Origin of the sequence: Vibrio sp. 10N.261.55.C5, assembly GCF_041470505.1 — a bacterium.
GTDB classification, from domain to species: Bacteria; Pseudomonadota; Gammaproteobacteria; order Enterobacterales; family Vibrionaceae; genus Vibrio; species Vibrio crassostreae_C.
On record NZ_JBFRMS010000044.1, the window covers coordinates 22,093 to 44,678 of the forward strand.

Consider the following 22,586-nt stretch of genomic DNA (forward strand, 5'->3'; position numbering starts at 1 on the left):
TTAGAGGCTCATTATGGATAACAGCCCCACATCCAAAGGCTTTACTCTGGTAGAGCTGATCATCGTTATCATTATCCTCGGTATTGTTTCCACCTTTGCCGCAAGTCGCTTCGTCGGTACATCTAGCTTTTCTACTTTTACTGCGCAAGAGCAAACCATTTCCGTAATTCGCCAAATCCAAGTCAATCGAATGCAATCGAACGTTTCAGCGGCTAATGACAGTTTTCGCCTTGCTATTAATAGTGATTGTTTAGGCTCTGTGGCCGCGTGTAACTTAAATCTTTCGAATAGCGCTCAAAAAACACAGGCCGATGCACGTAGTGATTATGTGCGTGAATCAGATATTTCATTTTCTCCAGCGAATACGGTTATCGACTTTGACCTGTTGGGTAACCCTTCGGTAAGTGCAGGTGTGAATATTACGATTGACTCAACCACTTCGAGCAATAGCGCCCAAGTCTGCATTAATTCTCAAGGTTATGTGCGTGAGGGAGTGTGTCTATGATTCGTTCACGTGGCTTTACTCTAATTGAAAGCATTGTGGTGATTATCGTATTGGGCATTGCGATGGTCACTATTACTAGCTTTTTAGCACCACAAGTTGCAAGTTCTGCTGACCCACATTATCAAAACCGTTCAGTGGCGCTAGGCCAGAGTTTGATGAATCAAATATTGGCACGTGGTTTTGATGAACATAGTGATTTTGATGGTGGTTTGGTGCGCTGTGGGGACGCAGATGCGACTGCTTGTTCTGCTCCTAATGAACTCGGAGTGGATGGGGCAGAGGCAACGCCCGCTGCTTTTAATGATGTCGATGATTATATTGGCTGTTGGTACACCGATACCACTGAATCAGCATGTGTATCTCCTATTAAGTACCCAATTGCTAATATCCTAGATGAAAATATTGAAGGCACTTATGCCAATTTTAGAGTTGAAGTCTCCGTATTTTACGATCAAAACATGGATGGTATTAACGATAATGCTATTGGCACGATGAAGCGTGTTGAGTTACAGATCTTTGGTGGCAACAACCGCTACAGCGTTATCGCTTACAAGGGGAACTACTGATGAAGCAACGTGGTTTTACCTTAATTGAGATGATTGTAACGATTGTCGTCGTAGGTGTGATTGGTTTAGCGATCGCAGGCTTTGTTGAATATGGCATGAAAGGTTATGTCGACACTATCGATAGACAAAAGGTGCAAGTAAAAGGGCAGTTTGTTGTTGAGAAAATGTCGCGAGAAATCAGTCATGCGGTCCCTAATAGTTTTGATTCGAGTATTACTCCGGCTTCGGTTTTTGCTCAAAAATGTCTTACCTTTTACGCTATTAAGTACTCAGGCTTTTATCACCTTGATGAAGCGACAGATGAACTGAATTTTATTATCGGCCAAGACTCCCCAATACTCGATGCAGATGATTTCCTTATTATTAACCCAACCGCGTACTCGGAGTTGGTGGCTGGTTCAACTAAGCGAATTCCTGTGTCGGGGTTAGTCTCAACGAGCAATGTGTTTACCGCTTCTTCGGTAAGTTTGAGTAGTCAATCTATTGCTAAACGTCATTATATTTACGATGACAGTGATAGTGCTCCGGTGAGTTACTGTTTAGTAAACGATACTATTCAAAATCAAGGTCTAATCCAGCGTAATGGAGTTACCGTTGCGGATAGCATCAATTATTCTGAAAGTAATTTTCGTTACGAAGAGCCAAGCTTACAGCGCGGTGGTGTGATTCACATCGATCTTGTACTTGAGCAAAACAACGAAGTAAGTGTTTACCAACAAGATGTGCAGGTACTTAATGCGCCATAGTAAATCATCTCAAAAAGGCAGTGTTTTGGTCGTCGCAGTATTTGTTATTGTGGTGATGGGCTTCCTCGCGACTTCTTTAGTGCAAGTTCAGTGGTCAAATCACGATACATTGACACGTAAACAACTGGGAACTCAGGCTTGGCTTCTAGCGCATTCTGCAAATGAGTGGGCACTTACTCAAGTTTATCCATTAACTGTTTCGCCTGCGGTCTCAACCAGTGTGAGCACCGTGTGTAGTAACTTGAACTCAAATCAAGTGAGTAGTGGTATGTCGACCATCTGTACTGTTGACCAATTAACCTGCCGTCAAATTGGTACTTTAGATGGTGTTGGCTTTTTCAAAATTGAATCAACAGCCATTTGTGGTTCAGGTATTAACCAAGTGCAACGTAATCAAGAAGTGTGGGTGAATGAGTCAATACGATGAAAGCATGTAGATATATTTTAGTTGCCTGTTTCTGCCTATTCCCTTTGATCGCGACAGCGTCGACTTGTAACGTAGATCCGAGCGGTGAATTTAAAATATCATTTAATATCAATTCCGCCCAGCTTGTTGAATCTGTGTTTGCAGAGCAAGAGCCCGGAAATAACCGCCCGGAATACACCATCTGGACCAATGATATTAATGAGCCTACGGTGGGAGATACGCCCTTTATTCGCGATCCTCGTTACATGGTTGGTGGGGGAGACTATAGTGTTCAACTGATTTATCAGCCGGGAGCGGGAAATGATGCCGGAACCGCAGACTACTACGTTGACGATGGGCAGGGTTTTACTTTTTTAGGCAATTACCCCGCAGACTTTAAAGGTATTCACCCGCAAAGCGTCGATATTAATAGTGGGGACAGTACTGAACTAGAATGTGACAGCTCGGATATCGAGCCACCGCCGGTTTATTCAAACGATGCTCAGTATGAATTTGGTATCGTTCAGTGCTCTGGTGGAGAATGTAAGATCCCACTGACTCAGTCTTATACCAACACGCCACTGGTGTTTGTGATGCCAACCATTGATTCAAGTGCCCCTGACGCGGATGCTCCTGCAACGTTAATGGTTACCGAGGTAAGCAAAACCGAAGCGACCATCAAGCAGATTAAGGCGCCAAAGAATGGCGGTGGTTCAGATTTAGATAGCCAACCGATAACAGAAGTCAGTTACCTTGCGATTGAGCCCGGTGTGGCCGATTTTAATGGCCATGAAGTCATAGCGGGTTATTTGAACACCGATGCAGCCAGTGCTAAATCAGGCTCAAATAGTAATGATAGAGTCCTTTATAGCGATTTTGGCGGAGCTGGCTTTTCTTCTAATCCGGTGGTATTGCATCAAATTCAAACTCGAAATAACAATGATAAATGGATGACCTCTGGCAAGGTTAGGCGAACCGATGAAACGTCATACATTGATTTGTTTTTGGAGCTAAGTGCTTCTCACCGCAGTAGCGATGATTATGACGATGAGAAGATCGCGTTTTTAGCGACGTTAGCCACCAATACTAACCTTGATGTTGATGGTTTTAAGGTTCAATTTGCAAGAGGGTATGATACGCCAAGTCAAAGCGGTAATGACCCAATGTTGGATGGTTGTGAGGATAAGTATGCTACCACCTCTCTAACGAATATTGACGGGATCATAGCTAATAAACAAGAGAGGGCTGGTGGACACGGAGGCTGGCTACGTCGATGTAACATTAACACGAACCAAGTTAGCTTTGTTGTAGATGAGGACTTTAGAGACCGCACGCATATTCCGGAAGAAGTGGGTTACTTTGCGTTTGAGTTACCTGAGGTGGTTCCTGTTGCCAACGTGTGTAACTTGTTTCCCGAGCCCATTCAGAGTTGGACTGGTGTGAATAGCTCATTGACGGTTACCAGCCAGCAAACAAAATTTAGCGGCTGGTCTAATAACTATATTAATCAATCTTTAAAAAAGGTCTCTGAAGGCTATGAGCTCTTTAATGATAAATGGACAACAAAAGATGACTTTTTATTATTGGGTTTTGATGATGCGAGTGAGTTTTATCATATTTATAATTTTCCAGTGTGTGATGAACATCAATGTGATGTTGGTAATAATGATAGCCAACTTGAATTAAGAAAGATTAAAGGCAGTTACGTAACCTCTATTGCAGAAAAAAATCCATCAGAAAGTTTAACCATTACGGGCAAGGCTTCGGATATTTTGCAGAGCTGCGGAGCGGACTCAGAGATATGTTCTTACCAAATTAACGGTGAAACAATAGATGTTTTCATTGAGAGTAACTTGTCTAAGCTCGTTATCAACAAGCAGGGGAATGATTATAATCTAGTTCGAGTCGTCTTAGATGAAGACAGTTATATCTCAGATGTTAAAGTTAGTGGAGGGGCGGGTGTCGAACTGGTTTTTCCTGATAATTCCACGGTGACCTTTGATAATTATGAGCATGATGCAGGAGATTTGGTATATGCCTTTGAGGGCAACTCTCAAATAAATGTGATAACACGTATGAAGTTTAACTTGGCAGTTGATATACAATCTGACTTCGCTTATCCCATTATATACGCTCCTAAAGGTGAGGTCATATTTGACGTTGGGAACTCTACTTTCAAAGGATTTATTCTCGCAGATACTGTAGATTTAAATCAGACAGCTATTCATGGTGCCGTGACAGCGAGAGTCGCCGTGCTTGATAATGGTGTAACGATAATCAAACCTGATTATTCTTGTGAACCCCCAGTACAGCAAGGATTATTGGTTGTAGAACCTCAACAATTATATAGCCTAACCTGTGAGCGAATTCCGGTTGAGTTTCGCCTAGAAGAGAATGGCGAATTGGTCGACTCTAATGAGCAGTTTGAAGCGACGGTAACCCCAACGGGAACGCGATGGTGTAAGGGTGAAGCTAACAATGCGTGTGAAACTCCGGATTATACGTTTGATGGTGGCATTCGAACCTTGTATTTAGACTCTGATACGGTTGGTAGTTTCAGTGTTGGGGGAGTCTACGATTCAGAGCCCGCAACATCGACACAAGTTTTTTATGTGCCCTATAAGTTTGATACAAGCCCAAGCCAAATACATATGAATGCAGCTCAAGACTCTCAAGAGTTAGTGGTAGAGGTGACGGCTCAAGCTTGTGATCAAGGCGTTGTTAGCCCAGTAAATGGCTATACTAAAAACTTATCATTTGATGCTTCTAAAGATTACTTTCTTGAAATGCCTACCCCTGAAGATGGATCACTTGATGACTTCTCAGTTACAGATCTAAATTTTGATAATGGTGGTGCTACAACTGAAGTAAATTGGAGCAATGTTGGGCAAGTTAATGTAGTTATCAATGATCCTAGCTTTGATTGTTCTGAAATTGAAGGGTGTCCTATTTATGAACAGCCTGATTCCGCAAGTTCGGGGTTGGTTGGTAGCTTTGTTGTCAAATCTAAACCTTATGAGTTTGCTGTATGTACTGATAGCGATTCAAGTGGAACGAGTACAGAATCCAGTAGTAGTGGCTTTGTTGCAGCGGGGGAGAGCTTTGATGTGGACGTGAAACCCATGATTACCGGAGCTAATGTAAATTCCGTATGTTCAAATAATGTAGGTGTTCCTTCGAATTATTTTGTGTCTCAAGCTTCGATCAGTGTTTCCCATTATTTAGACACACCAAGTGAGGGTGTACTTGGCTATTTGATGCCCGACACGATATCTCCGAGTATTTCAATTAGTGATCAGTCAAATGGTGGGTACCAACTTGATGGGTTAACCTACTCAGAGGTAGGAAGTTTTGAATTGGTTGCAATTGAAACGGGTAACTTTTATAGCACCATTGCCCCTCCAAATGGTGATTCAGGTGTCACTGGGTCTAAAACTATCGGCCGTTTTTACCCCAAATACTTCATGCAAGGTGACCCTGAGTGGAATGTTACAAATCAAAATAATATTGCGTACCTAAGTCAACCTTATGACTCTACAGTTCACCAAGTATATCCAATGGCATCAGGTGAGAGTGATACGGATAATGCGCTTAATAATTACCGATTCTTTAATACAGAACTACAAGCAAAGTTTGGTGTTCTAGATGATAGCAATATAGATAACGGCTTCTTGCTAGATACGGATGCTGGGTCTTGGTCTGTTGATCGTAAACATTGGTTACTGAATGACAATGCAGCTGAGCTGCAAAGAGTTACGGATTCAGATGACGTTAGCCGCAGAGATGGTCCTTTCAATACCAGTGATGCTAGCTCAATAGCCACTAATTTTGGTTTAACAGTGACAGGAGTTGATCCTGTGTCATTTACGGATTCAGACCCTGTTACCGATTCAGCTGCATTCCCAGTTCAACCTCCTGCCCGATATGGTCGAATGGCGCTCGATGATATTGGTGGTAACTCAAATGCCACATTGACTATCCCACTAAGAGTTGAATTCTGGAATGGTAGTGAGTTTGTTCTCAACACTGATGATAGCTATCAAGATGACCAGAATAAAAGAAGCAGTAGTTTTAATGGTGCAAATTATTGTAGACAGGTGATTTGGCACAGCGAAGGCAAGACTATTACGTCTGCAATGTTTAGTGGTGATGGAAATGTAAAGGGCGGTGAAGAAGAGGTCACAGCAAACCAAAATACGCCAACGGGAACAGATACGCCGCGTGAGCAAGTTCGTCTGTGGTTGAGAATGGATGCCTCTGCGCCAACGGCTAATACTGGTGAAAACCCTGTTGTTTGTTCAGGTAGCGATCAAGATCAACCATGGCTACGTTACAACTGGCGCCAACTGGGTGATGAAGATCCATCCACCGTCGTCACATTTGGTATCTACCGTGGTAACGATCGTGTGATCTACCGAGGTGAAAGTGGCTTAACAGGTCAGTAATAATATAATTTTTGCCCCTTAAGTTAGGAATCTGTAAGAAATTGCGGGTTTCAGTCCATGTTTGTACTTCAATGCCTTGCCGTAACAGCAAGGCATTGGTACATTTAGTGCAATTTTTGTCTTCTAATTCTTGCAGGATGAGCGAAGAATATGTTTAAAAAACTTCGTGGCATGTTTTCAAACGACCTATCGATTGATTTAGGTACAGCCAATACCCTTATTTATGTAAAAGGCCAAGGCATTGTTCTTGATGAGCCTTCAGTTGTCGCTATTCGCCAAGATCGTGCGGGTTCTGCAAAGAGTGTCGCTGCTGTTGGCCACGCTGCTAAGCAAATGCTTGGTCGTACGCCTGGTAACATCTCAGCGATCCGTCCAATGAAAGACGGTGTAATTGCCGACTTTTACGTAACGGAAAAAATGCTTCAGCACTTCATCAAACAAGTGCATGACAACAGTGTGCTTAAACCAAGTCCTCGTGTTTTGGTTTGTGTACCTTGTGGTTCAACACAGGTTGAGCGTCGTGCTATCCGTGAATCAGCGTTAGGTGCTGGTGCTCGTGAGGTTTACCTAATCGATGAGCCTATGGCTGCTGCGATTGGTGCTGGCTTACGTGTCTCTGAGCCAACAGGTTCAATGGTTGTTGATATCGGTGGTGGTACTACTGAAGTTGCGGTTATCTCACTGAACGGTGTGGTTTACTCGTCTTCTGTTCGCATTGGTGGTGACCGTTTTGATGAAGCGATCATCAACTACGTTCGTCGTAACTACGGCAGCTTGATCGGTGAAGCGACAGCAGAGAAGATCAAACACGAAATCGGTTCAGCTTACCCTGGCGATGAAGTCAATGAGATCGAAGTTCGCGGTCGTAACCTTGCTGAAGGTGTGCCTCGTAGCTTTAGCCTAAACTCAAACGAAATCCTTGAAGCACTTCAAGAACCTCTATCAGGTATTGTATCTGCAGTCATGGTTGCACTTGAACAGTGTCCACCAGAGCTGGCTTCTGATATCTCAGAAAACGGTATGGTACTAACAGGTGGTGGTGCACTGCTTAAAGACCTTGATCGCCTGTTAACAGAAGAAACAGGTATCCCTGTTGTTGTTGCAGAAGAGCCATTAACGTGTGTTGCTCTAGGTGGCGGTAAAGCTCTAGAGATGATCGACATGCACGGCGGCGATCTGTTCAGCGAAGAATAATATCTAGTGTTAGGCTCTTTTCTTATCTAGTTTTATGTAAAGAGCCTAGGACCTTGTCTATAGGATCAAATGTAGCTCTAGGACCAAATATAGAATGAAGCCAATTTTTGGTAGAGGTCCCTCTCTACAATTGCGCCTGTTTTTTGCTGTAATTTTATCAGCCAGCCTTATGCTGGCTGATAGTCGTTTAGATGCTTTCTCAAATGTTCGCTATCTATTAAACAGCATGGTTGCGCCTATTCAATATGCAGCCAACTTGCCTCGCACTATGTTCGATGGTGTTTACGACCGTTTTAGCACTCGCAAAGGGTTAATTGAATCTAACCATAATATTAAACGAGAAGTCTTGCGTCTGAAGAGCGAGCTGATTCTGCTTGAGCAATATCAAGAAGAAAACAAGCGCCTTCGTAAGCTGTTAGGCTCGCCGTTTATCCGTGATGAGAAGAAAGTCGTCACAGAAGTTATGGCGGTAGACACTTCACCATATCGCCATCAAGTCGTGATCGACAAAGGTCAGATTGATGGGGTGTATGAAGGTCAGCCGGTGATCAACGAAAAAGGCATTGTCGGCCAAGTCACTTTCGTTGCTGCTCATAATAGTCGTGTATTACTACTCACTGATGCAAACAATGCGATTCCTGTTCAGGTTATTCGTAATGACATCCGTGTGATTGCTTCGGGCAATGGCATGATTGATGAGATCCAGCTAGAGCACATTCCAACCAGTACCGATATACAAGAAGAAGATCTGTTGGTGACATCAGGTCTTGGTGGGGTATATCCAGAAGGTTATCCAGTCGCCTATGTTACGGCCGTTGATTACGACCCGAAACGTGAGTTCGCTGTGATTAAAGCAGAGCCTGTGGTTGAGTTCGATAAGCTCAGATACCTGCTGCTTGTATGGCCTGATGAAAACAAACAGATGCAAGCGGATCAATCGAGCATAGAACAAGCATTGTTAGAGGGCGAAGATGGCCAATAGCGTTTTGAGAAGCAAGGTAGTAATTTTCTGCTCATTTTTAATAGCACTGATTCTGCAGACGATCCCTTGGCCTGGTAGCTTAGATTTATTTAGACCATCTTGGTTACTGCTGGTTACGTGTTACTGGGTTTTGGCTCTACCGCATCGTGTTAACGTGGGTAGTGCTTTGATTTTAGGCTTATTGTGGGACCTTTTGATCGGCTCTACTCTGGGTATTCGAGGCATGATGATGGCAATAGTGATGTACATTATTGCGATGAACTTCCTCGTCATTCGTAACATGGCGTTATGGCAGCAAGCGATGATCATTGCCGCGTTAACGGTCTTGTTTGAGGTGTTGATCTTCTTTGGTGAATATTTGATCCAAGATGTTGTTTTCAATCCGTTATCGTTATGGAGCGCATTGATAAACTGTATACTTTGGCCTTGGATGTTTTTATTAATGAGACGCGTGCGTCGCCATTGGCATGTGAGGTAGCGTGACGATGGAAAAGAAACATTTAGTTTTGGCATCCGGCTCTCCACGCCGCAAAGAATTGCTATCTCAACTCGGTTATGAGTTTTCTGTCCTCGTAACCGATGTTGAAGAGTGTAAACACGCTCAAGAAACCGCCGAAGAATATGTTAAGCGACTATCTTTAGATAAAGCTTTAGCTGCGTTGTCTTTATTGAAAGATAACCCTTCTGAAAGGCAGCATGTCGTTCCTAGTTCTGATACTGTAGATCATGGCTCTGATATAGTCGTTCTTGGTTCTGACACAGTCGTCGTAAGCCAAGGGCAAGTGCTTGAGAAACCCACCGATTTTACTGACTCTAAGCGCATGCTTACTCAGTTAGCGAATGAACGTCACCAAGTGATGACGGCGGTTTCTGTGGTTTCAGAAGAAAAACAAAGAACAGAAATCATTATTACCGACGTATGGTTTAAACCCCTCAGTGAAAAAGAAATAGAACAATACTGGCAAACAGGGGAGCCATGCGATAAAGCCGGTAGCTATGGGATCCAAGGTTTGGGCGGACGCTTTGTCACCCGAATCGAAGGTAGTTATTACGCCGTTGTCGGCTTACCTTTATTTGAAACGGACCAGCTACTGCAAGAATTCTTATAATTACTAACCTGAGGTGCACCATGAGTGCTGAATTGTTGCTGAACGTGACCCCGAGTGAAACTCGTGTGGCCATGATTGAAGGGGGGGCTCTTCAAGAGATCCATGTCGAACGAGATGCTCGACGCGGTATCGTAGGAAATATCTATAAAGGACGTGTAAGCCGTGTTCTTCCGGGAATGCAGGCGGCTTTTGTGGATATAGGCCTTGAGAAAGCAGCTTTTTTACACGCCTCTGATATTGTCCCACACACTGAATGTGTCGCTGAAAACGAAAAGAAACAATTTCAGGTTCGTGATATTTCAGAGCTTGTCCGTCAAGGGCAAGACATTGTGGTGCAAGTGGTCAAAGACCCTCTTGGTACTAAAGGTGCTCGCTTAACCACTGATATCACTCTACCGTCTCGTTATCTGGTATTTATGCCGGGCGCAAGTCATGTTGGTGTATCTCAACGTATCGACAGCGAGTCTGAACGTAACCGTCTTAAAAAAGTCGTGTCTCGTTACTGTGACGAACACGGTGGCTTCATCATCCGCACAGCAGCAGAAGGTGCAGATTCAAATGAGTTGGCACAAGATGCTGCATTCTTGAAGCGATTATGGCTAAAAGTATTAGAGCGTCGTGGTAAGCACAAGGCGCGTACTCGTTTGTATGGTGAGCTTTGCTTAAGCCAACGTATCTTACGTGACTTCGTCGGTACTGAGCTGAGCAAGATTCAGGTCGATTCTCGTCTAGAATATGAAAACCTAAAAGAGTTTACCTCTGAATACGTGCCTGAGCTGACAGACAAGCTTGAGCTGTATGAAGGTGATAAGCCTATCTTTGATATGTACGATACCGAGAACGAAATTCAGCGTTCATTGGATCGTAAAGTCGAATTAAAGTCTGGTGGATATCTGATTATCGACCAAACTGAAGCGATGACCACGGTTGATATCAACACTGGCGCGTTTGTTGGTCGTCGTAATCTAGAAGAGACGATTTTCAACACCAATGTAGAAGCGACTCAAGCGATTGCTCGTCAGCTGCGTCTACGTAACTTAGGTGGCATCATCATTATCGACTTTATTGATATGTTGTCTGAGGAACATCGTAAGCGAGTACTAACTTCTTTAGAGGCTGCGCTCGACAAAGACCGTGTGAAAACCAATATTAATGGCTTCACGCAGCTTGGGTTGGTTGAGATGACTCGTAAACGTACTCGTGAAAGTATTGAGCATATCCTATGTTCGAGCTGTCCTGCTTGTGAAGGCCGCGGCAGTGTGAAGACAGTTGAAACCGTTTGTTATGAAATTCTTCGAGAGATCACGCGAGTGAATCGTGCGTACGACGCCGATAAATTTGTGGTCTATGCGGCAGCTGCCGTAGCTGAGGCGTTAGAGGGCGATGAATCTCATGCGCTTGCGGAGCTTGAAGTCTTTATTGGTAAGCAAGTTAAAATCCAGGCTGAGCCTCTGTACATACAAGAGCAGTTTGATGTTGTTATGATGTAATGGAAATTTTGTGAGCTCAAGCGTTACTCTGATTCTACGTGCATGTTTATGGTTAGTGGTTACTCTCTTAGTAACGCTAGCCATTGCCGTTACTACACTGCGTGTAGCCTTGCCCAATTTAAACAAGTATCAATCTGAAATTGAGCTTTGGGTAAACCAACACTCCGGTTTTGATTTTTCGATTCAAGATGTGGGCGGTTTTTGGCGTAACACTCACCCCTCTATTGCTCTGCAAGGCGTTAAAGCTAGCCTCCCCAATGCAGAAGATGTGACCTTCTCTGTTGAGCGTGTTGAAGTCGAGTTTGACTTGATTCAATCGCTCGTGCAGATGCGCCCGGTTGTGGCCGATCTAGTCATGAATCAAATGTATCTTGATATCCGCTCAATTGATCTGTTTGCCGGACAAAATGGCAAAGACGAACCTACAGATCCCGAGTCTTCCAAGCGAGTGATACAAGAGCTCGATAATTTACTGCTAAAAACACTCGTCGATGTAACTGCAAAAGATTCTTCTATTCTTTATCACTCTGTTTCGGGTGAAGAACGTCAGCTCGATATAGAAACCTTAAAATGGCAAAATTCAGACAAACATCACCTTGCTGAAGGTGTGGTGAGTATCAAAGATGCCAATCTAAACTCTCTGTCAGTGAGTGCTAACTTTATTGATGGTGGGTCACTGACTGATGTGACTGGTGAGTTTTATGTCAGTGCCGACAGCATTTCTGTTAAGCCATGGCTTACGCATTATATGCAGGCGGAATCCGGCATTGAAACGGGTACTGTGAGCTTGAATAGCTGGCTTACGCTGCGAAATAGCAAGCCAGTGAGCGCTTATGTTGAGGTTTTACCCTCAGAACTGGCGTGGAACGAAGATGGCGAGCATGACCTCATGCTTGAGTCCGGTGTCTTTAAGTTGTCGCCGACTGATGATGGTTGGCAAGTAAATGGTCACTCACTAAACCTTAGAACGGATGACACACCTTGGCCGGAACTCGACGTAGCGTTCAAGTGGAATCAAGGTCCATGGCAACTCAACATTTCTGAGCTGGATATTGCGACTATTACTCCGTTGATTAAGCTGCTGCCTGACTCTGAACAATCAACCAAAATGATTAACGTATTGGCGCCGGGCGGCTCTGTTTCTGATATCCGTGTTTCCATGGGTTCGGGAATTGACAGTTTACGTTATTCAGCCAGTTTTTCTGATCTTGCTATCGAGCAGTGGGAACTAGTCCCAGGCTTTAGCCAAGTGTCTGGTAGTGTGTTTGGTGCGGCCTCGGAAGCGAAAGCTAGCCTGCATGTTATTGACGATGTGTTCCCTTATGGTGACGTATTCCAAGCGCCTTTGAATATCAAACAAGGTCAGGTTGATATTGTTTGGCAGCAAGATGAAAACGGCTGGAAGCTGTGGTCAGACAAAATCACAGCTGCCACCCCCGATTTACAAGTACTAGGCGCATTCCGCTTAGACTTCCCAAAAGATGCGAGCCCGTTTTTATCCTTCTACGGCGAAGCGGACGCTTACAATGTCGGTGAAACATGGCGCTACTTACCTACACTGGCTCTTGGGCAAGATCTAACAGACTACCTTTCAACTGCGATTCAAGCCGGTAAAGCGGATACCGTAAAACTGTTGTGGCATGGTGATTTGTCTCAATATCCATACACTAACCACGATGGTATTTTCCAGGTTTGGGTTGGCTTAGAAGATGCGAAATTCAGCTTTGATACCGCGTGGCCACTGATTACTGATCTTCAGCTTGATCTGTTGTTTGAAAATGATGCGATGCATCTGGATTCTCGCTCAGCTCAACTGATGGATGTGACGGCAGATCGAATCACAGGACGCATTCCTTATTTAGGGGAAGGCGGCCATATTGAAATTGAAGCTAAAGCGACGGCGTCTGGCAACGCAGTACGCGATTACATGACGTCTTCGCCACTGGTGGGCTCGGTAGGCGCAGCCTTAACCGCACTTCAAGTGAGTGGTGATGTATCTTCGGAGTTCCAGCTGAATATTCCGTTTGATTCTGAAAAAGAAGCAAGAGCATGGGGTTACGCCGACTTAAGTGGCAACCATGTTGAGATTGAAGCGCCGCCAATGGTGCTCGAGAACACCACGGGTCGAATTGAATTTGATAATGACGTAGTGACGGCAAATGGCCTCGCTGCGGATCTTCTTAACCAAGGTATCTCGCTTGATTTTAAGGGCCTTAATGATGGTCCTGGCTATGCAGTTGATATTGATGTGTTAGGTGATTGGGACGTCAAGCCTCTAGAACCTTACATCGGGGAGCAATGGTTAAGCCGCTTATCAGGTCATGCGCAATGGCAAAGCCAGATTGATATCCAGCTGAATGATATCGGCTTTACCTACCAACTAGACTTACAGTCAGACCTAAAATACTTGGCGAGTGATTACCCATATCCATTGGCGAAAAAATCACTAGAAAGTGGCTCTGCAAGGCTACAGGCATCGGGTAACCAAGAGACGATTACCGCGCGCCTGCAATTGCCAAACACCAAGTACCAAGCTGAGATTGATATCACAGGCGACGTGCCTGAGTTAACGGCGACCAACTTAGTGCTTGGTCGCGGTGGCTACAAAATTAGCCCGGTGGTGGGCCATCACGCCCTGATTCGTACAGACAAATTCAATGCCGATGATTGGTTATCGGTTGTAATGGAACCGGTAAAGCCTTCAACGGCTGTACTTAGTCAAATGAACACGCCAACCATACCTGCGCCAAGCCGTATTACCTTTGAGAGTAAAGAGCTGATCTTGGGTGGTATCTCTTGGAATGACGTCGATTTTAGTGCTAGTAAGAACAAACAGGCGTGGCAAATGGAAGTGTCTAGCCAAGAGCTAGAAGGGGATATTAACTACCTGCCTCCTTATGATTTGACAGTTTCACTGGATCGTCTGCATCTGTTTGTTCCTGAGTGGAGTGATAAGAACAACCAAGATCAGCAACTGCTGCAACGTAAAGAACAAGCTGCGCCATTGATATCCAAATTGGATAGAGAGATCCACGATGCGATGCCAAACCTGACCCTGACGCTGAACGACTTTTGGCTGCAAGGCTACAAGGTGGGTAAGGTCGATGTTGAAATGACGAGGAACGAAGATCGTATCGAGTGGAACAAAATCCAGGTGCGAAGCGGCGGTAACAAAGCGGATGTGAGTGGCTGGTGGGAACTGCAAGGTGACAAGAGTCATTCATCGTTAACCGTTGATGTTGAAGGTGAAAACAACAGCGAGCTCATGGAGCGCTTTGGTATTACTTCCGGGATTCAAAAAGCGCCATTCGCGTTGGAAGGTCAACTAAATTGGGATGGTTCGCCTTGGGGAATCAAAATGGATACCCTTGATGGCAACGTTAAAACCAAGTTTGGTAAAGGCATTATCTCGGATGTGAGCGGCGCAGCTCGATTACTTGGCCTGTTTAGCCTAGATTCGATCATCCGTAAGATGCAGCTCGATTTCTCAGATGTGTTTGATAAAGGTATGGCCTTCAACAGCATCACCGGAACGGGCGAGATTCAAAATGGTATCTTCCTGACCAATGATCTGAACATGGATGCGGTCGCAGGTGAGATGAAAATCAAAGGTATCGCTAACCTCAACACGCGTCAGGTTGATGCTGAGGTGAACTTTACCCCAGATATTACCTCGGGTATTCCCGTATTAACGGCCTTTGCGGTAACCCCTCAAACGGCGCTGTACGTATTGGCGGTGACCACGGTTATCTCGCCAGTTGTGGAAGTCTTTACCCAAGTAAATTATTCGGTGAAAGGACCATTGGATTCACCAACGGTGAGCGAACTTTCTCGTAGCTCTGGCGAGTTTCAGCTGCCAGAGAAGCTGAGAAAATTAGCCGAATAGGCCTTAAATTAGCCGAAAAGACCTTATGCCCGAGTCAGCGAATATACGGTGAAATGCTGATTTCTGAATCATAATGAATGGAGGAGCGATACACATGGATTGTGTTGGGTTGATTCAAATGACATCTGGCCCCAGCCCTGAATTGAACTTTGAGTACCTTGCTCAAGAAGTTGCAAAGTGCAAAGAGTTGGGGGCTAAGTGGGTTGTTTGCCCTGAAAACGCGTTAGTTTTTGGCAGTCAAGCCGACTATCACCAGTGTGCTGAGCCTTTTAATGATGGCCCACTGCAAAAGAAAATCTCTGAGCTAGCAAAGCTTCACAGAATTTGGATCGTCATTGGCAGTATGCCGATAAGCACAACTAACGGAGTGACGACCACCACCTTGGTGATTGATGATTTTGGTTGCCTCGTTGCTCATTACGACAAGCTACACATGTTTGATGTGGATGTCGCTGACGCCCATAAGTGCTATCGAGAGTCGGATATTTTCACTCCGGGCAACCAAGTTGTGACAGCGGAAACGCCTTTTGGTCGCTTAGGTTTGAGTATTTGTTATGATGTGCGCTTTCCACACTTGTATTCAGAGTTACGTAAGCAAGGGGCACAAATCATTGTGGTGCCTGCGGCTTTTACAGCGGTAACGGGTCAAGCGCACTGGGAAGTACTATTAAGATGCCGCGCGGTTGAAACACAGTCGTGGATTGTCGCGGTAGGTCAAGGCGGAAAACACCCTTGCCAAAGAGAAACATGGGGACACTCAATGGTGGTTGATCCATGGGGACGAGTGGTCGCACAGTTAGACCAAGATCCTAAAAGTATGGTGGTTGAGATAGACACATCCAGTTGCGAGTCCATTAGGCAAAATATGCCCATCGCGCAACACTCTCGATTTACCAATCAATTTTAATTACAAACAAGAGCCATCTATGAGCATTAATCAAATTGAAGAAGCGCTACTGAACCCGACAGGGCTTACGGAGCAAAATATCGCAGATACATTGGCGAGTATTGCTACCCGCCAAATTGATTATGCTGATATCTACTTTCAGTCAAGCTGGCACGAATCTTTAGTGCTAGAAGACAGCATTATTAAAGACGGCTCTTTCAATATCGATTGCGGTGTTGGCGTTCGTGCAGTATCTGGTGAAAAGACTGGTTTTGCTTACTCTGACCAAATCCAATTGGATGGTCTTAAGCAGAGCGCAATTGCGGCTCGTGGTATTGCTAAACAAGGTCAAAACGGCAAGGTTCAAGCGTTCAAACGCAACTCTAATCAAGCTTACTATGATGCAGTTAACCCGCTTGCGAGTTGGGAAAAACAGCAGAAAACAGAATTACTAAAATCATTAGATGCTTACATTCGCACTAAAGAGCCGATGGTGACTGAAGTATCGGTGAGTTTAAGTGGTGTGCATGAGCAGATGCTGGTTGCTGCGACTGATGGCACTTACGCTGGTGATATTCGTCCGCTGGTTCGCTTGTCTATTAGCGTACTTGCACAGAAGGGTGATCGTCGTGAGCGTGGTAGCGCTGGTGGTGGTGGCCGTTTTGGTTACGACTTCTTCTTAAGTGATGACAAAGGCACTCAAGTTGCTTACCAATTTGCGGATGAAGCGATTCGCCAAGCATTAGTTAACCTTGAAGCGGTTGCAGCGCCTGCTGGTGCCATGCCTGTGGTTCTTGGTTCTGGTTGGCCGGGCGTTCTGCTGCATGAAGCGGTAGGCCACGGTTTAGAAGGCGACTTCAACCGTAAAGAGTCGTCAGTATTCTCTGGCAAAGTTGGTGAGCAAGTAACTTCAAGCCTATGTACGATTGTCGATGACGGTACATTAACGGATCTACGCGGTTCATTGAACGTCGATGATGAAGGTGTTAACGGTCAGTACAATACGTTAATCGAAAACGGCATCCTAAAAGGTTACATGCAAGATAAGCTGAACGCTCGTCTAATGGGTGTAGCACCGACAGGTAATGGTCGTCGTGAGTCATACGCGCATCTTCCAATGCCACGTATGACGAATACATACATGCTACCGGGCGAACACACACCGGAAGAGATCATCGCGACGGTTGAGAAAGGTATCTACGCACCGAACTTCGGTGGCGGTCAGGTCGATATCACATCAGGTAAGTTCGTATTCTCAGCGTCTGAAGCGTACATGATTGAAAACGGTAAGATCACTCACCCAGTGAAAGGCGCGACGCTAATCGGTTCTGGTATCGAAGCGATGCAGCAGGTGTCTATGGTGGGTAACGACCTAAGCATCGACCGTGGTGTGGGTGTGTGTGGTAAGGCTGGTCAAAGTGTGCCAGTGGGTGTTGGTCAACCAACATTGAAACTAGACTCGCTAACCGTTGGTGGTACTGAGTAATTCAGACTAACCTCTGCCGACTTACTTCAAAAGATTAAATTGAAAAGCGCCTCCAATGTGAGGCGCTTTTTGTTTTTAGATTACTGATTCAGTGAGCGTATAGAGTCACTACATGTTCTCTTCCGCAAACTCAGCTAGTCGGCTACGCACCACACCATTGAGGTGGATGTTGGCACTGCCTTCGAAGTTTTTAAAACGCTCAACCATGTAGGTTAAGCCTGAAGTCACAGGGGTTAGGTAAGAAGAATCTATCTGCGCTAAGTTACCTGAGCAGACGATCTTAGTACCTTCACCACAACGGGTGATGATGGTTTTTATCTGTGAAGCGGTGAGGTTCTGACACTCATCCAAAAGCACAAAGGCATTTTGAATCGAGCGGCCACGCATGAAGTTGATTGATTTGAACTGGATATTGGCTTTGTCACAGATGTACTTCATCGAGCCTTCTGTACAGTGGTCGTTCTTGTGCAGCGCTTCCAGTGTATCGGTCACTGCGGCTAACCAAGGCAACATTTTCTCTTCCTCTGTACCCGGAAGGAAACCTATCGATTCACCAATATCAGGGGTGTTGCGGGTTACGATGATCTTATCGAATTGCTTACGTTCAATGGTTTGTTCAAGTGCAGCAGCCATAGCAAGCAGTGTCTTACCACTACCTGCGGCGCCAGTGAGAATCACAAGATCAATATCAGGGTCGAGCAGCGCATCAATCTGCCTTGATAGACGTTCTTTGGTGTGATGTCCCATGCTCTGCGATTCATCAATCTTTCGCGGCTGAGGTCTCTCAGGGTAATGCTTTCCGGCTCAATCTCCTCGACTCGAGCGGCAAAGTCACTTTCTTCGTCAATCACATATTGGTTGAGGAAGGTTGGCTCGAACGGCGCTCTTGCTAAGGTGTGCAGCGTCTTGCCGCCTAAACTTCTGCTCTCGACATTATCGATACCATCCCAAAATGAGCCTTCCAGTTGTTGGAAGCCTTTGGTGAGGTATTGGATATCATCAATCAGTTGGTCAGTTTGATAGTCTTCAACAAAACGTACACCGGCGCCTTTTGCTCGTAAACGCATATTGATGTCTTTGGTGATGAGAACCACTTCGCGTGGTGCGCGTTTATTTTGAAGATAGAGGACAGCGTTGAGGATTCGGTTATCGCCCGCCTTGTCATCGGCAAAGGCTTTGATGCTTTCTTGAAGTTCGTAGTCAGCGAGTATTGAAATACTGCCAGATGCATTTATGTCTTTAGAAAAAGGGATGCCTTCCGATATTTGGTCTGGTGTGGCTTCCCTGAACAGGTCTTCGAGCGTTCGAATCGCAATTCTCGCATCTCGAGCAACGTCTCTTTTACTGTCTTTGATTCTGTCGAGTTCTTCTAGCACTGTCATGGGGATAACGACATCGTGCTCTTGGAAAGAAAATATAGCGAAGGGTTCGTGAAGTAGGATATTGGTGTCTAAAACAAATAGCTTCCGGTTGGTCTCGCCCATAGCATCTCCTTGCCGACGTGCGGCTTGCCTTGCATTCATTGAACGTAGATAAAGCTCATATAAAGATTAGTATCTGATTCTGGTGATAGTCAACTACTCACCTAAACTTCATCTAGAGGAACAGCACCATATCGTTACGAGTGAATATGGTGTATTCGTTTGAGAGCAGCAATCTGCTACCTATAGATTAACCATGAATTTTTGACAGTTTGATTGCACTGGCGAAAACAGAAAAAAAGCATGAAATCATCTCCTTTAGGCGTGACCTAAATCACAGCATCGAGTAAGATTAGCGACCTTTTTCTGCACCATTTTCTCGAGATATTTATTATTGAGAGCGCACTTAAAAAGTGGCTGCAAACTAGACATTTTTGGCTATATTTTTAGTTCAGGAGCGATAATGTTCTTGTTTAAAACTGCAGTTAAGAAGACCAAATTCCAACTATAAGATTGAGGTAGTCGATTCATGACATTTGCTTTGGGGCAACGCTGGATAAGCGATACGGAGAGCGATTTAGGTTTAGGTACCGTTGTAGCAATGGATGCTCGCACAGTGACACTAATGTTTGCAGCGTCAGAAGAAAACCGTGTTTATGCACGTACTGATGCTCCCGTAACCCGAGTAACGTTTAATGTAGGCGATGTCATCGAATGCCAAGAAGGTTGGTCTCTGTCTGTCGAAGAAGTTATCGAAGACAAAGGGCTGCTAACCTACTTAGGTACTCGCGAAGATACCCAAGAAACAGAAGTCACTCTGCGTGAAATCTTCTTAAGCAACCAGATCCGCTTTAACAAGCCACAAGATAAGCTATACGCAGGTCAAATCGACCGTATGGATAACTTTGTGTTGCGTTACCGTGCGCTAAGCAACCAGTACCAACAACACAAGAGCCCGATGCGTGGCTTGTGTGGTATGCGTGCTGGCTTGATCCCTCATCAGCTATACATCGCTCATGAAGTGGGTCGTCGTCACGCTCCGCGCGTTTTACTGGCTGATGAAGTGGGCCTAGGTAAAACCATCGAAGCGGGCATGATCATTCACCAACAGGTGCTGTCTGGCCGTGCTGAACGCATTCTGATTGTGGTTCCTGAAACTCTACAACACCAATGGTTAGTAGAGATGATGCGCCGTTTCAACCTGCATTTTTCTATCTTCGATGAAGAGCGTTGTATTGAAGCGTTTGCTGAATCAGACAACCCGTTTGATACCCAGCAGTACGTTCTGTGTTCTTTGGACTTCCTACGTAAGAGCCGTAAGCGCTACGAGCAAGCACTTGAAGGCGAGTGGGACTTGTTGGTTGTCGATGAAGCGCACCACCTTGAGTGGAGCCAAGACAAACCAAGCCGTGAATACCAAGTGGTTGAAGGCTTAGCGGAAAATACGTCTGGTGTGCTACTACTAACAGCAACGCCTGAACAGCTTGGTCGTGAGAGCCACTTTGCACGTCTGCGTCTGCTTGATCCTGATCGCTTCTACGATTACGAAGCATTCGTTGAAGAAGAAGACCAATACGCACCGGTTGCTGATGCAGTAACGGCTCTGTTCTCTGGAGTGAAGCTTGAAAACAGCGCGAAGAACCAGATTACGGAACTGCTTTCTGAGCAAGATGTTGAGCCTCTGTTCCGTGTGATTGAAGGTGATAGCAGCGAAGAAGAGCAAGCGTTAGCTCGCCAAGAATTGATTGATAACCTTATGGATCGCCATGGTACTGGCCGTGTTCTTTTCAGAAACACACGTGCTGCAATCAAAGGCTTCCCTAAGCGAAATGTAAACCTACTGCCGATGGAAATTCCAACGCAGTACACAACCTCAATGCGTGTATCTGGCATGATCGGTGGCAAGATGGCTCCCGAAGCTCGTGCTATGAAGATGCTGTATCCAGAAGAGATCTTCCAAGAGTTTGAAGGTGAAGATTCAAGCTGGTGGCAGTTCGACTCACGCGTTAACTGGTTGATTGAAAAGATCCAAGACAAGCGCAGCGAGAAGATCCTAGTGATCGCCTCTCGTGCAAGTACGGCTCTTCAATTAGAGCAAGCACTGCGTGAGCGTGAAGGTGTACGTGCAACTGTATTCCACGAAGGCATGTCGATTCTAGAGCGTGATAAAGCTGCGGCTTACTTTGCTCAAGAAGAGGGCGGCGCTCAGGTTCTTATCTGTAGTGAAATCGGCTCTGAAGGTCGTAACTTCCAGTTCGCTAACCAACTTGTGATGTTCGATCTTCCATTCAACCCAGACTTGCTTGAGCAACGTATTGGCCGTTTGGACCGTATCGGTCAGCTGCGTGATATCGACATTCATGTTCCTTACCTAAAAGGCACATCACAGGCGATCCTTGCGCGTTGGTTCGATGAAGGTCTTAATGCATTTGCGGAAACTTGTCCAACGGGTCGCACGGTTTACGATAAGTACTCAGATGTTCTTATCGAGATGCTGGCTTCTGGTAACACTGAGCAACTTGATGAAGTGATTGAAGAGTCTGCCAAGCTAAATCAAAGCCTGAAATCAGATCTAGAAAAAGGCCGTGATCGCCTATTAGAAATGCACTCAAACGGCGGCGACAAAGCGCATGAAATTGCAGAGAAGATTGCCTCGACTGACGGCGACACTAACCTAGTGACGTTTGCATTGAGCCTGTTCGATACGATTGGCTTGAACCAAGACGACAAAGGTGAAAATGCGCTGGTTGTGACACCATCTGAGCACATGATGGTACCAAGCTACCCAGGCTTACCATACGAAGGCGCAACCATCACGTTTGATCGTGATACTGCGCTTTCTCGTGAAGACATGAACTTCATTAGCTGGGAACACCCAATGATTCAGGGCGGTATCGATCTGCTACTGAGTGAAGGTGTGGGTGCATCAGCGGTCTCGCTACTGAAAAACAAAGCGCTGCCAGTGGGTACTATCCTGCTTGAGTTGGTTTACCTTGTGGATGCGCAAGCGCCGAAACGCAGCGGTATCAGCCAGTTCTTACCTAAGACGCCAATTCGTTTGATGATGGATGGCCGTGGTAATGACTTATCAGCTCAGGTTGAGTTCGATAGCTTTAACCGTCAATTAAGCCCTGTAAATCGTCACTTAGCGAGCAAGCTAGTTAACTCGGTACAAGGTGAGATTCACAAGCTAATCGAAGCGGGTGAGACGCACGTACTTCCTAAAGTGGAAGAAGTGCGTGAACAAGCTCAACGAGATATGCAGACTAACCTGAACGGTGAATTAGAGCGTCTACAAGCGCTTAAAGCCGTGAATCCTAATATTCGTGATGAAGAGCTAGAGGTAATCGAAGCTCAAATCAATGAACTGACCGGTTACATCAGCAAAGCTCAGGTTCAGCTAGATTCATTACGCTTGATTGTGGTTTCTCACAACTAGTTTTGAATTAGCGAAATGCTTCAAC

At 45.3% G+C, this 22,586-nt stretch carries 14 protein-coding genes and 1 pseudogene; 14 read left to right on the plus strand and 1 reads right to left on the minus strand.

Annotation, left to right across the window (positions count from 1 at the left end; all coding sequences use genetic code 11):
* Nucleotides 1-13 precede the first annotated feature (13 nt).
* The 13 genes from AB4263_RS16105 to tldD all read left to right on the plus strand — a co-directional run bounded on the left by AB4263_RS16105 (nucleotide 14) and on the right by tldD (nucleotide 17,701).
* Nucleotides 14-505, plus strand: a complete 492-nt coding sequence (locus AB4263_RS16105) for a prepilin-type N-terminal cleavage/methylation domain-containing protein (RefSeq protein WP_372098521.1) — start codon at nucleotides 14-16, stop codon at nucleotides 503-505.
* A complete protein-coding gene (locus AB4263_RS16110) occupies nucleotides 502-1,071 on the plus strand; it encodes a prepilin-type N-terminal cleavage/methylation domain-containing protein (RefSeq protein ID WP_372098522.1) in 570 nt (189 codons plus the stop codon). The genes AB4263_RS16105 and AB4263_RS16110 overlap by 4 nt, the downstream gene beginning before the upstream one ends.
* Nucleotides 1,071-1,817 carry a prepilin-type N-terminal cleavage/methylation domain-containing protein gene (locus tag AB4263_RS16115; protein WP_372098523.1) on the plus strand — a complete coding sequence of 249 codons (747 nt, stop codon included), beginning with the start codon at nucleotides 1,071-1,073 and terminating at the stop codon, nucleotides 1,815-1,817. Before AB4263_RS16110 ends, AB4263_RS16115 begins: the two co-directional genes overlap by 1 nt.
* Nucleotides 1,807-2,244, plus strand: a complete 438-nt coding sequence (locus AB4263_RS16120; RefSeq protein WP_372098524.1) for an MSHA biogenesis protein MshP — start codon at nucleotides 1,807-1,809, stop codon at nucleotides 2,242-2,244. Before AB4263_RS16115 ends, AB4263_RS16120 begins: the two co-directional genes overlap by 11 nt.
* Nucleotides 2,241-6,668, plus strand: a complete 4,428-nt coding sequence (locus tag AB4263_RS16125) for a DUF6701 domain-containing protein (RefSeq protein ID WP_372098525.1) — start codon at nucleotides 2,241-2,243, stop codon at nucleotides 6,666-6,668. Before AB4263_RS16120 ends, AB4263_RS16125 begins: the two co-directional genes overlap by 4 nt.
* Before the next feature lie 150 nt (nucleotides 6,669-6,818).
* Nucleotides 6,819-7,862 (plus strand): rod shape-determining protein, encoded by a 1,044-nt coding sequence (locus AB4263_RS16130; protein ID WP_017068734.1) that lies wholly within the window; start codon nucleotides 6,819-6,821, stop codon nucleotides 7,860-7,862.
* A 94-nt stretch (nucleotides 7,863-7,956) separates the two neighbouring features.
* On the plus strand, nucleotides 7,957-8,844 hold the full coding sequence (mreC, locus tag AB4263_RS16135) for a rod shape-determining protein MreC (protein ID WP_004735927.1): 888 nt from the start codon (nucleotides 7,957-7,959) through the stop codon (nucleotides 8,842-8,844).
* A complete protein-coding gene (mreD, locus tag AB4263_RS16140) occupies nucleotides 8,834-9,322 on the plus strand; it encodes a rod shape-determining protein MreD (protein ID WP_017061361.1) in 489 nt (162 codons plus the stop codon). The genes mreC and mreD overlap by 11 nt, the downstream gene beginning before the upstream one ends.
* A 7-nt stretch (nucleotides 9,323-9,329) precedes the next feature.
* Nucleotides 9,330-9,953 (plus strand): nucleoside triphosphate pyrophosphatase, encoded by a 624-nt coding sequence (locus AB4263_RS16145; protein WP_372098526.1) that lies wholly within the window; start codon nucleotides 9,330-9,332, stop codon nucleotides 9,951-9,953.
* A 20-nt stretch (nucleotides 9,954-9,973) separates the two neighbouring features.
* On the plus strand, nucleotides 9,974-11,443 hold the full coding sequence (gene rng / locus AB4263_RS16150) for a ribonuclease G (RefSeq protein WP_017061363.1): 1,470 nt from the start codon (nucleotides 9,974-9,976) through the stop codon (nucleotides 11,441-11,443).
* 10 nt (nucleotides 11,444-11,453) lie between these two features.
* Nucleotides 11,454-15,329 (plus strand): YhdP family protein, encoded by a 3,876-nt coding sequence (locus tag AB4263_RS16155; RefSeq protein WP_372098527.1) that lies wholly within the window; start codon nucleotides 11,454-11,456, stop codon nucleotides 15,327-15,329.
* A 94-nt stretch (nucleotides 15,330-15,423) separates the two neighbouring features.
* On the plus strand, nucleotides 15,424-16,236 hold the full coding sequence (locus AB4263_RS16160; protein ID WP_372082785.1) for a carbon-nitrogen hydrolase family protein: 813 nt from the start codon (nucleotides 15,424-15,426) through the stop codon (nucleotides 16,234-16,236).
* Between the two features lie 19 nt (nucleotides 16,237-16,255).
* Nucleotides 16,256-17,701, plus strand: a complete 1,446-nt coding sequence (gene tldD / locus AB4263_RS16165) for a metalloprotease TldD (RefSeq protein ID WP_017061366.1) — start codon at nucleotides 16,256-16,258, stop codon at nucleotides 17,699-17,701.
* Nucleotides 17,702-17,809: 108 nt separating this feature from the next.
* Here the strand turns inward: tldD and AB4263_RS16170 are convergent.
* Nucleotides 17,810-19,185: pseudogene (locus AB4263_RS16170) on the minus strand (PhoH family protein).
* Nucleotides 19,186-19,651: 466 nt separating this feature from the next.
* Here AB4263_RS16170 and rapA point away from each other — a divergent pair.
* Nucleotides 19,652-22,561 (plus strand): RNA polymerase-associated protein RapA, encoded by a 2,910-nt coding sequence (gene rapA, locus AB4263_RS16175; RefSeq protein WP_017062952.1) that lies wholly within the window; start codon nucleotides 19,652-19,654, stop codon nucleotides 22,559-22,561.
* Nucleotides 22,562-22,586: the final 25 nt, after the last annotated feature.

Bases quoted from the DNA above. Each gene is read 5' to 3' on its own strand.
- AB4263_RS16105 (WP_372098521.1), top strand. From the start codon at position 14: ATGGATAACAGCCCCACATCCAAAGGCTTTACTCTGGTAGAGCTGATC.
- AB4263_RS16110 (WP_372098522.1), top strand. From the start codon at position 502: ATGATTCGTTCACGTGGCTTTACTCTAATTGAAAGCATTGTGGTGATT.
- AB4263_RS16115 (WP_372098523.1), top strand. From the start codon at position 1,071: ATGAAGCAACGTGGTTTTACCTTAATTGAGATGATTGTAACGATTGTC.
- AB4263_RS16120 (WP_372098524.1), top strand. From the start codon at position 1,807: ATGCGCCATAGTAAATCATCTCAAAAAGGCAGTGTTTTGGTCGTCGCA.
- AB4263_RS16125 (WP_372098525.1), top strand. From the start codon at position 2,241: ATGAAAGCATGTAGATATATTTTAGTTGCCTGTTTCTGCCTATTCCCT.
- AB4263_RS16130 (WP_017068734.1), top strand. From the start codon at position 6,819: ATGTTTAAAAAACTTCGTGGCATGTTTTCAAACGACCTATCGATTGAT.
- mreC (WP_004735927.1), top strand. From the start codon at position 7,957: ATGAAGCCAATTTTTGGTAGAGGTCCCTCTCTACAATTGCGCCTGTTT.
- mreD (WP_017061361.1), top strand. From the start codon at position 8,834: ATGGCCAATAGCGTTTTGAGAAGCAAGGTAGTAATTTTCTGCTCATTT.
- AB4263_RS16145 (WP_372098526.1), top strand. From the start codon at position 9,330: ATGGAAAAGAAACATTTAGTTTTGGCATCCGGCTCTCCACGCCGCAAA.
- rng (WP_017061363.1), top strand. From the start codon at position 9,974: ATGAGTGCTGAATTGTTGCTGAACGTGACCCCGAGTGAAACTCGTGTG.
- AB4263_RS16160 (WP_372082785.1), top strand. From the start codon at position 15,424: ATGGATTGTGTTGGGTTGATTCAAATGACATCTGGCCCCAGCCCTGAA.
- tldD (WP_017061366.1), top strand. From the start codon at position 16,256: ATGAGCATTAATCAAATTGAAGAAGCGCTACTGAACCCGACAGGGCTT.
- rapA (WP_017062952.1), top strand. From the start codon at position 19,652: ATGACATTTGCTTTGGGGCAACGCTGGATAAGCGATACGGAGAGCGAT.